12 protein-coding genes are annotated in these 12,836 nt (G+C 44.9%); 9 read left to right on the top strand and 3 right to left on the bottom strand.

The annotated features are described in order from the left end of the window. Positions 1-30 precede the first annotated feature (30 nt). Together CGZ90_RS18335 and CGZ90_RS18330 are read right to left on the bottom strand one after the other, a co-directional pair. The gene (locus tag CGZ90_RS18335; RefSeq protein WP_094253975.1) at positions 31-195 is read right to left on the bottom strand and encodes a YjcZ family sporulation protein; all 165 of its coding nucleotides are present in this window, start codon (positions 193-195) and stop codon (positions 31-33) included. A gap of 241 nt (positions 196-436) precedes the next feature. Further along, positions 437-796: an Mpo1-like protein gene (locus tag CGZ90_RS18330; protein ID WP_094253974.1), complete on the bottom strand. Its 360-nt coding sequence runs from the start codon at positions 794-796 to the stop codon at positions 437-439. Between the two features lie 87 nt (positions 797-883). Here CGZ90_RS18330 and CGZ90_RS18325 point away from each other — a divergent pair, with 87 nt between their 5' ends. Next, entirely contained in the window at positions 884-1,762 is an 879-nt protein-coding gene (locus CGZ90_RS18325) for a metal-dependent hydrolase (RefSeq protein ID WP_094253973.1), read from the top strand. Positions 1,763-1,779: 17 nt separating this feature from the next. Here the strand turns inward: CGZ90_RS18325 and CGZ90_RS18320 are convergent, their stop codons facing one another. Next, the gene (locus CGZ90_RS18320) at positions 1,780-4,182 is read right to left on the bottom strand and encodes a transglycosylase domain-containing protein (protein WP_094253972.1); all 2,403 of its coding nucleotides are present in this window, start codon (positions 4,180-4,182) and stop codon (positions 1,780-1,782) included. Between the two features lie 120 nt (positions 4,183-4,302). On the opposite strand from CGZ90_RS18320, the gene CGZ90_RS18315 reads away from it, so the two are divergent. The 8 genes from CGZ90_RS18315 to CGZ90_RS18280 all read left to right on the top strand — a co-directional run bounded on the left by CGZ90_RS18315 (position 4,303) and on the right by CGZ90_RS18280 (position 12,732). After that, a complete protein-coding gene (locus CGZ90_RS18315) occupies positions 4,303-4,602 on the top strand; it encodes a hypothetical protein (protein ID WP_094253971.1) in 300 nt (99 codons plus the stop codon). A 59-nt stretch (positions 4,603-4,661) separates the two neighbouring features. After that, positions 4,662-5,195, top strand: coding sequence for a general stress protein (locus tag CGZ90_RS18310; protein ID WP_094253970.1), 534 nt, complete (start codon positions 4,662-4,664; stop codon positions 5,193-5,195). Between the two features lie 31 nt (positions 5,196-5,226). Beyond that, positions 5,227-5,424 (top strand): CsbD family protein, encoded by a 198-nt coding sequence (locus tag CGZ90_RS18305; RefSeq protein WP_094253969.1) that lies wholly within the window; start codon positions 5,227-5,229, stop codon positions 5,422-5,424. A gap of 231 nt (positions 5,425-5,655) precedes the next feature. Next, complete coding sequence (locus CGZ90_RS18300; RefSeq protein ID WP_094253968.1) at positions 5,656-6,567, top strand: GNAT family N-acetyltransferase; 912 nt, start codon at positions 5,656-5,658, stop codon at positions 6,565-6,567. A gap of 77 nt (positions 6,568-6,644) precedes the next feature. Continuing rightward, complete coding sequence (locus CGZ90_RS18295; protein WP_094253967.1) at positions 6,645-7,259, top strand: TetR/AcrR family transcriptional regulator; 615 nt, start codon at positions 6,645-6,647, stop codon at positions 7,257-7,259. Positions 7,260-7,734: 475 nt separating this feature from the next. Continuing rightward, entirely contained in the window at positions 7,735-8,280 is a 546-nt protein-coding gene (locus tag CGZ90_RS18290; protein WP_094253966.1) for an RNA polymerase sigma factor SigX, read from the top strand. Continuing rightward, complete coding sequence (locus CGZ90_RS18285; RefSeq protein ID WP_094253965.1) at positions 8,267-9,427, top strand: hypothetical protein; 1,161 nt, start codon at positions 8,267-8,269, stop codon at positions 9,425-9,427. The genes CGZ90_RS18290 and CGZ90_RS18285 overlap by 14 nt, the downstream gene beginning before the upstream one ends. A 266-nt stretch (positions 9,428-9,693) precedes the next feature. Then, positions 9,694-12,732 (top strand): efflux RND transporter permease subunit, encoded by a 3,039-nt coding sequence (locus CGZ90_RS18280; protein ID WP_094253964.1) that lies wholly within the window; start codon positions 9,694-9,696, stop codon positions 12,730-12,732. The last annotated feature ends 104 nt before the right edge of the window (positions 12,733-12,836 follow it).

Raw genomic sequence — 12,836 nt, 5'->3', positions numbered from 1 at the left:
TCTTAAAAAAGATCAGCTTTTTTGCATTCTTTAAAACTTCCAAGCTGCACCGACGATAATGAGAAGGATGAAAAGCACGACAATGATAGCAAATGACGAACCATATCCGCCGCCGTATCCGCATCCGTAATTACAGCCGTATCCATAACCATAGCCAGGGTAGCCCCAAGCACGCTGTTGTTTTTTGCCGAACATGCATTTAACCTCCTTTGTATCATGACATCACTAGCAATATAGTGTATGTCCTAAGGAGTGGATTGGCATAGACAAACTCCTAATTTCAGCAAAAAAATATGGCAGGCTGCTGTCTTGAGGATCGGGGGTCCGGTACTCTTTCTCTTAAACGTGATGATTACGGTGTTTATAAGAAAGAGTACCGGACCCCAATGTCGAATTTCCCCGGAAATAATAAAACAGACTCGAAAGGAGAGTCTGTTTAAAGTCCATGTTTCTTTAGTTCCTTCGGCAGCTGGCCGAAGAGTGTCAGGAAATACATCTTAAAGTCGGCGATAAGCGACCAGAATGGGTGGCCGAACGTGGCTGGCTTGTTGCCTTCAATAAAGAAGTGGCTGTACCAGGCAAGACCGTAGGCAGTCACGGGAGCAGCAAGCAGGAACAGCGGATGTTTCCATATAGCAAGAAAGATAAATAAAAATACTAGACTTGTGCCTATAAAATGCCAGAATCGGGTTTTCGGTTTGCTGTGCTGAGACAGGTAAAAGACCCAGAATTCCTGAAAGCTATGAAAAGAAGGGCGCGGTTTATGTACCGGTTGTCCTTTTTGTAATTCAGCCATATTAATAGTCCTCCTGTGTGGTTTTATTATACAATTCGAATGAAAGAGGATAATTCCTTTTACTAACTTGAAAAGCGGGAATAAAAAATGGATACAATCACACATACACTGTTTGGTTTGACCCTTTACGGCGCGATCGATAAAAAAGACATGTCTCCTCAGCTGAAAGCGAGCCTATTTGCGGCAACGCTTGCTGGCAGTCAGATTCCGGATATTGATGTGCTTGTTAATGTGACGGAATACGGCAGAGTGATGCAGCAGATGTGGCATAGAGGAATCACACATTCTATATTCCTTGTGCCTGTATGGGCATTCTTGCTTTATTTTATAGCTCGTTTAATCTGGAAGGTTGATGATAAGAGAGTATTCTGGTGGGCGATGCTCGCTGTGTTTATTCACGATACAAGCGATCTGTTCAATACGTGGGGGACCGGTTTTCTCGAACCGCTTTCTGCACATCGGATCACGTTTGGAGTTATTCCGATCGTTGATTTTGTGTTTTGGTTCATCATGCTCACAGCATTTATTGTCTCGAGGAAAAAAGCGGCTGAAAAACGCTTCAACGTATTCCGTATCGCCTGGCTGGCCATGCTTCTGCATGTCACGCTACAGTCGTTACAGGGGTATGTGCTGTATGATGAGGCTAAGGAGAAGTACGACGAAGTGGCGCTTGCTGCAGGTTTCGTTCCAACACAGTTTCAAGTAATTGGCAAAAAGGATGATACTGTTGAGATATCTAAGGACAGCATCTTTCTTGCTCCTGAAAAGCAGGCAGTGCTGAAGTCAAAAGATGACGCCGATCTGACGCCTCTGTTTAAGCAAAAACCAGAAGCAAAGACGCTTTATGACTGGTCTCCATTCGTTGTTGTGGTTGAAGATAACGGCAAGCTTGGTATATATGATCCGAGGTTTTACCGGAACGGAGAATCATTCCTATATGAATACATTGAAAAGCAGCCCCGCTAGCAGGGCTGCTTTCATGTTTATTCAGGCTTCTCATTGCCGCCTGTATCGCCTGGAGGTGGATCGGTTGTATCATCTGCAGGCGGAGGGGGATCAGCCGGTTCACCCGTATCGCCGCCGTCATCATCGCCACCGCCATCACCACCGCCATCATCCGGCGGCGGAGGTGGAGGATCTTCTGTATCAGGTGGAGGTGGAGGCGGATCAGCTGGTTCGCCTGTATCGCCGCCGTCATCTCCGTCATCGCCACCGTCATCATCTGGCGGAGGAGGAGGGGGTTCTTCTTTATCCTTCTTGTCGTCTGGTTTTTTCTTTTCTTTCTTAGGCGGCTCACTCTTAGGCTGTTCTTTCTTATCTTTCTTATCTTTCTTATCTTCTTTCGGCTTTTCTTGCTTCTTTTTTGGTTTCAGCGCTGGCTTCACAACGTCAGTAAGAGAAGTGCCTTTTACCATAAGCTCTCTTGAAACGTTTGAGTCGTAGCTGTTCTTACTGAGTGTGCCTGTGTCTTCGTTTACGTAAATTTCTTCAACCGAGCCTGGTTTTACAAATGGCTTCGTTTTTTTGTTTTTCGAAGCAAGTGTCATGATTTCACGGAAGATGTCTCGTGAAATCGCCTGATCGTTTTTCGTTAAATAATGATCTTTATCTGTCTTGTTATAGCCTGTCCAGACAGAAGTTGTGTAAAGTGTCGTGTAGCCAACGAACCAGGAGTCAGAGGCGCCTTTTTCATCGATGCCTTCTGGAAGGTTGGTGGTGCCAGTCTTACCAGCCACTTCAAGGCCAGGTATGCGGGCTGAATAGCCAGTACCTTCTTCTACAACAGTTTTCATCATATCAGTGATCATATAAGCAGTATAATCCTTCATCGCTTTCTTGCCTTTGTTCTCAATCTTTATTTCGCTGCCGTTAGGATAAGAAATTTTACGCAATGTTGTTGGCTTATGATAGATTCCTTCGTTTCCGAATGCGGAATACGCGCCAGCCATCTGAAGCGGTGAGACTCCCTCGTTAAAGCCGCCGATAGCATAGGAAGGATACAGGGTTTTAAATTCAAGGCCAAGACCAGATGCAAATGCTTTTGCCTTTTTATCTCCAACTTCCATAAATGCTTTAATGGCTGGGATGTTGTAGGACATTTTCAATGCATGGCGCATCGTTACATCGCCGTGGAATTCATCGTCCCAGTTCTTGAATTCTTTGCCGTTGATCTCAAGCGGCTCATCCTTCAGCTTTTTATAAGTAGACCATTTCAAGTGCTCGATCGCAGGACCGTAATCAAGGATCGGCTTAGCAGTGGAGCCAGGCTGCCGTTTGCTGTCGGTGGCGTAGTTAAAGCCTTTTTGGACCTTTGCGTTATCTGGCTGCCGGTTTCCGCCGAGTGCACGGATTGCACCAGTCTGTGTATCAATGACCGCAGTTCCTGCCTGAAACTCTGCATTTGGGTAAACAATGAACTTATCAGAAGATAGCACTTGTTCAGTGTGTTTCTGGATAACTGGATCAAGGGTTGTATAAATTTTCAGGCCGCCTTCGTAAATCTCTTTATCAGAGAGGCCCTTGCTGCGGAGGTCCTTTATGACCTGCTGAATAAAAGCTTCATACTTTCCTTCTGTTTTTGCGGGTTTTGAAAGCATTTCTTTAACAGGAATACTTGTTGCTTTCTCTTTTTCAGAAGAAGATATAAATCCGTGTTTGTGCATGAGAGAGAGAACAATATTTCTTCGTTTCTCTGCTTTTTCTGGGTTAACGTAAGGATTGTAATCACTTGGACGCTGTGGAAGGCCTGCGAGAAGCGCAGCTTCAGCGATCGAAAGGTCTTTAAGCGGCTTATTAAAATATGTTTTTGATGCGGTAGTGACGCCATACGCCGCTTCTCCAAAATAAATTTTATTCAGATACATCTCGAGGATTTGATCTTTGGAGTATTCCTGTTCAAGCTGTACAGCAAGATACGCTTCTTGAACTTTTCTTTTTATCGTTTTCTCGGAGCTTAACACGCTGTTCTTCACAACCTGCTGAGTGATAGTGCTCGCTCCTTCAGATCCAAACCCGTCTCGGACATTAGCCAGCGCCGCACCGAATACACGGCGGACATCAACGCCGTGGTGTTCACGAAAACGGACATCCTCTGTTGCAATAAACGCGTTTTGCACATGGTCCGGAATATCCTGTATAGGCGTGTATTCTCGGGTTTCAGTACCAGCAACATACGTTACGAACTTATTGTTCATATCATAAATCATGGATGAGCGGGGGATGCGGAGGTCATCCTCATTTAAGTTTGGCGTTTCATCCATATATGCATAAATCATGGCGCCGCCTGTCATGGCGCTTAATACCATCATCAGTATAGTGATGATGGCAGTACGGCGCACCCACAGGAGTGCTCTTTTTCTTTTCCTTATTGAGACCCTGTCAGCCACTCAGATTCCTCCTTCGTTTTAATATAAAAATGATGGCAGGGTATCTTTACCCTAGCTTCTGGAAAATCAAACCGTTTAACAAAGTGCTGAAAAAGGTATGGACTATTAAGAGGTGAGAATATGAAGACACAGACGAAAGAGCGGATACATCTGCTTATTCAAGACCTGGACAAGACTAAGAACAATTCGAGTGCTGATGAAGAAACGTGGAATACGATAACAGAGATTGCAAGGCTTCTTGAAGAGGACGTAGAAACAGGCAGCAGGACGCAGGGAGTTTTATCAGATATAAGTGCGTTTGGCGAGGATTTGCTGAAAAAGGATCAGACAGAAAGAGATCAAATGCTTCAGGAAAGAATGCCAGAGATTGATGAATATGTTTCCCATTTGAAAAAAGAAGCGGACCGCTCGGGTGTTTAAAGAAATATAAAACTGGGAAAGCATACCATAGAATTCATTACAAAAAAAGGAGTGACACGATGGAAAAGCAAAAGGTTGTTGGAATTTTCCGTACAGAAGATGATGCGATTCAAGCAATTAAACAGCTTCAGCAGCAGGGATACAGCTCAGAAGATATTTCAGTTATCGCCCGTGAAAAAGAAGAAGTAAGAGCGGTAGCGAAAGAAACGGGCACTCATGCAGCTGACGGAGCGGCAGCAGGTATGGCTACAGGAGGAATCCTCGGCGGTGTAGGCGGTCTGCTTGTTGGTCTAGGTGCGCTGGCTATTCCTGGTGTTGGTCCGATTGTTGCTGCAGGTCCTCTTGCAGCAGCACTTGGCGGGGCAGCTGTTGGAGCAGGAGCCGGCGGACTAGTCGGTGCGCTCGTCGGTATGGGCATACCGAAAGATCAGGCTGAAGAGTATGAGGATTATGTCCAGCAGGGAGATATTCTTGTACTTGTTGAAGCAGAAACTGACAGAAGAGCGAACGTCTATGACACGTTCCGTACGTACAAAACAAGAAATGCTCATCACTATGATGACAGGCTGAATGACCAGCCGCCAATCGTTTAAACACATTATAAAAAAGGAAGGGTGACGTAAAATGAATGAAGATCGTTTTCAAGGACAATGGAAACAGTTAAAAGGTGAGGCTCAAAAGCAATGGGGCAAGCTGACTGATGATGATTATGATCAGATCCAGGGTGACAAAGAAAAGATGATCGGGAAGATTCAGGAACGTCACGGTCATACAAGAGAGCAAGCCGAAAGAGAGTACGATGACTGGCATAGAAAACTATAGTATGGAATAAAGCGGCTGCCTAGGGGCAGCCGCTTTTTTATGAGTTCATTGAATGGGGGGGTACGGTACCATTTGAAGCAAAAGCGTCTCTGGCGCGCTTCCTTCAAAATGGTACCGTACCCCCGATATTATGCTTAGTTTTTGTCGAAGGATTTTTATAGCCATAATATTACATTTGTTTTATAATAAACTAACCAGTCGTTTTAGATTATAATTAGGGAGTTGAACAGTATGTTGATAAAGCGTTTTTCTGAGTTGTGTTTTGAAGAAGCACTTTCTTTATGGAACGAGGCATTCAGCCAGTACTATTCTGATCTGACAATGGATTTGGAACGTTTTCTTCTGAAAATCACGAATGAAGGATTGTCGCTTGAACATTCTGTTGCAGCTGTCCATGAAAACAAGCTAGTTGGATTAGTATTGAACGGTTTTCGCGAGATAGACGGCAAAATGTATGCATGGAACGGCGGAACGGCCATCCTGCCAGAATACCGAGGCATGAAGATCGGGGAAAAGCTCATTCAAGCTTGTTTGGACATTTATAAAGAGAAGAATGTAGATATCGCTCTGCTTGAAGCAATCAAAGAGAACAGCAGAGCTATCAGGCTTTATGAAAAGATGGGATACACAACATTTGAAGAGCTCGCTTTTCTGCACCATCAAGGTGAGCTTAATGCTCCTTTCCCTGTGTCATCAGACTTTATAACAATACCTGCACAGCCTGAAGAATTGGATAAGCTAACGTTTTTCAATAAAGTCACTGCCTGGCAGACACAGATTCCTAGCATAAAAGATGCCCGAGTCGTGCTGCTGAAGTATAGGGAAGAAACGGCAGGCTTCGCAGTTTACCGCCATGTGTATCAAGGCGGCGCGCTGTCAGGAATCATGCTGTATCAATGTGTTGTGTCGCCTGAGCTTCAACATCGTGAAAAAGAAGCGGCACAAACGCTGCTTGACAGCGTCTTTTCTCCAATCAATGCAAATTGCCGCTGCATTACAATGAATCTGCCTGTCACGAATAAAGCGGTCTATGACTCTCTCATCGAAGCCGGTTTTGCAGTAATTGTCGGCCAGGTTCATATGCAAAAAGCGATACAGCAAAAAAATGCTGCAGTCGCAGGAAGTGAAACAGCCGCTTTATAAAAAACGAAGCCAGGCATAAAATAGCCTGGCTTATTTGGTATACTAATGGTGTAATAAGCAATTAATGGAGGAACGTCATGCCCAAGGTATCAGAACAGTACAAGGAAGAAAAGCGGAATGCCATCTTAGAAAGCGCATTAAGGTGCTTTGGACAGAAAGGCTATCAGGCTACCATTATTGATGATATTGTTGCGGATTCAAAAATCAGCAAAGGCGCGATCTATAATTATTTTGCGAGTAAAGAGGAAATCTATCTGCAGCTGCTGCAGAAAAGATCAGACGAGTTTTTTACCGATGCGGAACAAAGATTTACAGATCTGCCTAATGCGATGAGCAAGGTCAGATTCTTGTTTGAACGGTTCAGAAAGCAAGTATTAACAGAACAGAACAAACAAGCCACCAGAGTGTACATTGAGTTCTGGCTATACAGCTCAAGGCAGGAAGACCTCAGGAACGTGATGGAACAGCGTTATGAACAGTTCATTTCATATATTAAAAGCATTATAGAAGAAGGACAGAAAACAGGGGAATTTAAACAAGACCTCGATTCAACACAAATGTCCCAAATATTCTGGGCGATGCGAGACGGCAGCGGTCTGCATTACTCATTCTTAGGCGACCAGAAAAAATACGAACAAACCTGGAAAGTCCTCGAAGAACTGTTCGTACAGTACATATCAGAACGCCCATAAGCAGCCAGCAGCAGAAAAAAGCAGCCCGCTGCTTTTTTCTTTGGCCCTACTCTATAAAGTAATTGCTATTAAAGGGTTTGTTTTGTTGTAGTGTTCAGCAAAGGTATTCTGAGAGTGTAAGTTAAATTGATATCGCTGATTCTTTCATCAAATAGCTGGGGTCATCTTGAATCCATCCTTGATAAAGTTGATCGGAATGTAAGGCGCCGACTCCTGCGGGACGAGCGGGAAGGTGAGACCTCTCAATGGCGCGTAGCGACGAGAGGGCTCACCGCCCGCCCCGCGGAAAGCGTGCGCCTGAAATGTAGATCAACTACCTCTCTGACTTCTACAATAACAACATGGTTTACGAAAATTATCGAAGACTTCTCCTTTCACCTCATGAACTTTAGCGTTACACTTAAAAAGCATAGACTTGTAACGTTTTTACATAATGTGTCGACAATCAATATAGAGAGACAGGGGGCTAATTCGCGTGCAGAATGTGTTCGACCGTTTGTATGAAGAATACCACCACTCACTGTTTCAATTTATCTTTTACATGGTCAGAAGCAGAGAAACTGCTGAAGACCTGGTGCAGGAAGTATATATCAGAGTCTTAAAGTCTTACGAAGGTTTTGAGGGCAAGAGCACTGAAAAAACGTGGCTTTATTCCATTGCCCGCCATGTCACCATTGACTGGCTCAGGACCCAGAACCGCCGTAAAAAAAGGTTTTTACTGTTTGATATTAAGGAGACAGAGAACTACTTAAAAGATGAAGATCCCCTGCCGGATGAATTCGTGGCGCAAAAGGAGTCGGTGAAGCAGTTGTATCAGGTGTTAAAAACGTGCTCTGTTGAGCATCAGCAAGTGCTTATACTGCGATTTATTCAATCCTTATCCATTGCTGAAACTGCCCAGATACTTAACTGGTCCGAGAGCAAAGTAAAGACTACTCAGCACAGAGCCATAAAAGGACTGCGAAACCTTCTAGAAAAGCATCCTGATATGGAGGAGGAGTTGAAAGATGGAACACTCTAAGTGGAATGAAGAACAAATTCAAAAACATCTGGAAAACATGCCTTCTTTCAGGGACAAACGTTCTAAGGAAGCAATTTTTCAGAAGGTGCAGCTTCGGCTCGTCCAGAGCGATAATAAAAAGAAAAAATCAATAAAAGTTTGGGGAATCCCCGCTTTTGCTTCAGCATGTGCAGTGGCTTTGATGATCATCCTTTCTCCTGCAGCAATTAAACCGTTCCAAGAGCGAGCTGAGAACGATAAGCAGGAAGCAAAATTTGTGAAGGAAGAAGTCAACCAAGCCACGAGCAAGAAGTCTGCAACAGGATTTACAATGAACAACCAAAAGGAGGCTGACTTGAAAGAAGCCCCAAAGTATCACGCCCCAATCTTAGCTACAGAACAGGAACAGGATTGGGTGACAATCGCTTATATGGATGAGCAGGCACAGCTTTTAGTGCCAGTATCCTTTTTCGTCGGAGGCGGAAATTCCTATCTCAGCCAGTTTCAAGAAGAACTGAAGAAATTTCAGCCGGGTCCAGCAGGTCTTGCACCATCTCCGTTTGAAAATATGAAGATTAGCGAAAAAGATGATTCTCTTGTTTTTGACATCGAGCCAGGAACTCTTACTGAAGCAGATACCAAGTTGTTTGAACAGATGATTGATCTTACCTTCGCAGATGAATATACGGATGCTTATCTGTTCAGTAACGGTGTGGCAGGATATGAGCTTGGCAACTATGGCAAGAAAGATAAATTTGAAAATTTAGGAGTCCCTGGTGGTCCGCATTTTATGTATGTATCAGGAACACAGGATGAATACCTTGTCAGCTCGTACGGCACAGGGTTTCATAAGGGATATAAAAGCCTGGAAGAAGCGCTGAACGCCATGGACGAATTGCCAGGAGATCCAATGCTAAGACCTGTACTTCCTGCAGGAATGGTCTTAAAAGCAGAAGAAACGAAGGGCCTGACAACGATCATTTTCCCAGAAGGAACAGAGCTTCAAGATAATGAAGAGACAAGGAAAATGCTTGATGCCATCATGCTTACTGCCAACAGCTATGGCAGTTCTGCCGTTATGTTCAAGAACAGCGGCGCCGAGCAAATCGGACCGTATCCGATGGAAAAGCCGTTTGATGGTGTTAAAGGCATCAACTTTATACAATAAATGAGCGCCGGGCAAATCCGGCGTTTTTTTATTTGGAAGAAACGCGCTGTTTAAGCGCAAAGCGCTGCTATAAAGAGGCTCGTATAATGTCTAAAGCGGGCTTATTTTTTTTATAAAAAATAGCGAAAAACGCTGACGAAAACTATTAAGTGAATAATTGGTAAAAACTTGGTTAAACCACTTGTATTTCCATTTATTGCATACTACAATATGCCTTGTGCTACATATTTGTAAGCCTTTAGTTTTATAGGGGCGAATAGGGGTGTATGAAGAAAATGTTAAAGCTTACCTGGTTTTCGCTTAAAAACCGATCGGCCATCGTAATCATGGTGTTCCTCATTTCCGTAATGGGAGTTATTGCAGGAACAAAGCTGCCGATGGAATTTTTACCGAGCATTGATAACCCGATGGTGACGATCACCACCCTTGCAGACGGCATGGATTCGGAGTCGATGACAGATACAATTACAGCACCGATGGAGCAGGAACTGCGCAAAGTAAAGAATGTGGATTCCGTCACATCCGTATCGGGGCAGGGAATCTCCAAGATTGACCTTATGTTTGACGCTGACACCGACATGAAGGAAGCGGCTGCCGAAGTAGAGCGCGTAACGAACAGCTTTCCGCTTCCAGAGGGCGTCCGCAAACCGTTCGTCATTCAGCTGAACACATCTATGATTCCAATCATGGACGTTACCGTTAATAAGGACGGTGAGTTCACAACAGAAGATTACAAGCTAATTGAAGAAGAAGTGATTCCTAAGCTTGAGGGAGTAGAAGGGATTTCAGATGTTGCGCTTTACGGAAAAGCAACACGAGAAATCACCCTGAAACTCGATCAGGCGAAAATGCTCGAGAAAAAAGTAGCTGCACCTCAGGTTATGGCTGCTTTTCAAGGCAAGGACATTTCTCTTCCTGCTGGAAACGTAACTCTTGAAGATAAAACGAACTCTCTTCGTGTCATCGGAGAAATGAACGATCTTAATGAATGGAAAGAACTTGTGATCGCACCAGGCGTGATGCTGAAAGACGTTGCTGTTCTTGATGAAGTAAACAGCTTGGAATCGATCACGCACGTTGATGGAAAAGAAGCGATGTATCTTTCTATTACGAAAGAAGCAAGCGCCAACGCAGTACAGATCAGCAGTGATTTCAAAGAAAAAATGAAGGGAATCAACAAGCAGTACGGCAATCAGTTTAATCTGACTGTGTTTTATGCAACCGCAGATTCGGTATATGATTCCGTGATGAGCATGGCAAAGGAAGTAGCGCTTGGAGCATTATTTGCCTCCATCGTAATACTGCTTTTCCTGCGTCACTTTAAATCTACGATTATTGCGGTTGTCAGTATCCCGCTTTCCATTTTCCTGACGCTGTTTTTGCTGCAGCAAACCGGAATTACGCTAAACGTCCTTACACTTGGCGGTCTAGCCGTAGCAGTCGGACGTCTCGTCGATGACAGTATCGTAGTTATTGAGAATATATTCAGAAGGCTGCAGACAGGGGAACGTTCGCAGGAACTGATCGTTGATTCTGTAAAAGAAGTGGCAAAAGCCATCACGTCTTCAACGATTACTACGATCGCGGTATTCTTGCCTATCGGGTTAGTAGACGGTGTGATTGGCGTATTGTTCATGCCGTTTGCTCTGACGGTTGTTTATTCGCTGCTTGCCTCGCTTATCGTGGCACTGACAGTCGTGCCGCTCATGAGCTATGGCATGCTTAAGAACGTGAAGCCGCACACACCAAAACCGCCTGTGCGCTATTTGAAAATCCTGTCTTGGTCACTGAATCATAAATTTATCGTCTGTCTTCTGAGCTTCTTGCTTTTCGCAGGATCGATCGGGCTTTACATGGCTCTTCCGGCCGGCACGATAGCATCAGCAGATGAATCAATCGTTCAGCTGAAGATGGAGTATCCGGAAGACACTTCGTTTGAGGATGTTAAGGAAGGTGCTTTTAAACTCGAAAAAGAAATGATGGACCAGGATGAAGTGGCAATGAGCTATTCTCAGATCGGTACATCCAGTGAAATGGCTCAATGGGGCCAGGCGCAGAGCAATAATATTGTAAGTGTCGTTGCAAAACTTAAAAAAGGTACAGATCAAGCTGCATTTACCGATAAAATGCTTGCACTGGAAAAAGAATATGCCCCTGCCGTCATCACTGGCGGAGCGCCAGATTTTATGGGGGGAAGCGGTGCTGCGGTAGCGCTCAACATAACAGCAGAAAGTCAGAGCGATTTGGCTCCTATGGCTGAGAAGCTTGTTCAGGAGCTGAAGGATGTAAAAGGACTTGAAAACGTTGAGTCCAATGCAGAAGACTTAAAGAACGAATGGGTGCTGAAGGTCGATCAGAAGAAAGCCGCGGCTGCCGGACTGACGCCTGCAGATATCGCACAGCAAGTACGCGGTCTGACTGGAAAGAACCCTGTCGGCCAGATCAGCCTTGACGGCGTGAAGCTCCCTGTAATGATGAGTTATGATCTGAGCGATGTGAGCGACAGAGAAGACCTTCTAAGCCTGCCTGTGATGTCAATGGTTAAAGGACCTGTCGCACTGAAGGATGTTGCAGATATCACACTAGAACCTGCTAAAGCTCAAATTTTCCGTAAAGATGGAAAAGAGTATTTGCAGGTCACAGCAAACATCACAGATAAAGACGTGAAAAAAGTAAACTTGGAAGTAGCAACCCTTATTAAGAAGCTCGAAAAACCGGATGGAGTGAAAGTAAGCCTCGGCGGTGCCGGTGAAGAGATGAACTCTCAGTTTGGTGATTTGTTCGCTACGATGGCTGCAGCGATCGGAATCGTGTATCTGATCATGGTCATCACATTCGGCCAGGCACGAGCGCCATTTGCGATTTTGTTCAGCTTGCCGCTTGCTGCTGTTGGAGCGATTCTCGCACTTGTTATATCGCGCATACCGCTCGATATATCGTCCATGATCGGCGCCCTCATGCTGATCGGTGTCGTGGTAACGAACGCAATCGTGCTGCTCGACCGCGTGCAGCAGCAGAAAGAAAAAGGATTGCCGCTGCGTGAAGCGATTCTTGAAGCGGGAGCGACACGACTTCGTCCAATCATCATGACAGCCGTTGCCACAGTATGCGCGATGCTGCCGTTATTGTTCGGTGAAGCGAATGGAAGTCTTATTTCGAAAAGCTTAGCAATCGTCGTCATCGGCGGACTGACCGTCTCAACACTGCTGACACTCGTTGTCGTGCCCGTTATCTACGAAATGCTGATGAACTTTAGAAATGTGTTCCGACGCAAAAAGAAAAAAGCCGTTACAGAGGCTGCTTAAACATTGAACCCCCTGGAGCTTGTGCTTCGGGGGTTTTTCGTGGCGGGAGCTGGACTGGGGGTCGTGTTGATAGACGGCGGGTTCGGGGAGAAAACGCTTCAATA

This window comes from Fictibacillus aquaticus (assembly GCF_002245695.1).
In the GTDB taxonomy this organism is placed as follows: Bacteria; Bacillota; Bacilli; order Bacillales; family Fictibacillaceae; genus Fictibacillus; species Fictibacillus aquaticus.
The sequence above is the reverse complement of the archived record's forward strand: the minus strand, read 5'-3'. Positions and strand labels throughout refer to the sequence as shown.

What these genes read in the sequence shown, in the direction of transcription:
- CGZ90_RS18335 (WP_094253975.1), bottom strand. Translation starts at nt 195, where the DNA reads ATGTTCGGCAAAAAACAACAGCGTGCTTGGGGCTACCCTGGCTATGGT.
- CGZ90_RS18330 (WP_094253974.1), bottom strand. Translation starts at nt 796, where the DNA reads ATGGCTGAATTACAAAAAGGACAACCGGTACATAAACCGCGCCCTTCT.
- CGZ90_RS18325 (WP_094253973.1), top strand. Translation starts at nt 884, where the DNA reads ATGGATACAATCACACATACACTGTTTGGTTTGACCCTTTACGGCGCG.
- CGZ90_RS18315 (WP_094253971.1), top strand. Translation starts at nt 4,303, where the DNA reads ATGAAGACACAGACGAAAGAGCGGATACATCTGCTTATTCAAGACCTG.
- CGZ90_RS18310 (WP_094253970.1), top strand. Translation starts at nt 4,662, where the DNA reads ATGGAAAAGCAAAAGGTTGTTGGAATTTTCCGTACAGAAGATGATGCG.
- CGZ90_RS18305 (WP_094253969.1), top strand. Translation starts at nt 5,227, where the DNA reads ATGAATGAAGATCGTTTTCAAGGACAATGGAAACAGTTAAAAGGTGAG.
- CGZ90_RS18300 (WP_094253968.1), top strand. Translation starts at nt 5,656, where the DNA reads ATGTTGATAAAGCGTTTTTCTGAGTTGTGTTTTGAAGAAGCACTTTCT.
- CGZ90_RS18295 (WP_094253967.1), top strand. Translation starts at nt 6,645, where the DNA reads ATGCCCAAGGTATCAGAACAGTACAAGGAAGAAAAGCGGAATGCCATC.
- CGZ90_RS18285 (WP_094253965.1), top strand. Translation starts at nt 8,267, where the DNA reads ATGGAACACTCTAAGTGGAATGAAGAACAAATTCAAAAACATCTGGAA.
- CGZ90_RS18280 (WP_094253964.1), top strand. Translation starts at nt 9,694, where the DNA reads ATGAAGAAAATGTTAAAGCTTACCTGGTTTTCGCTTAAAAACCGATCG.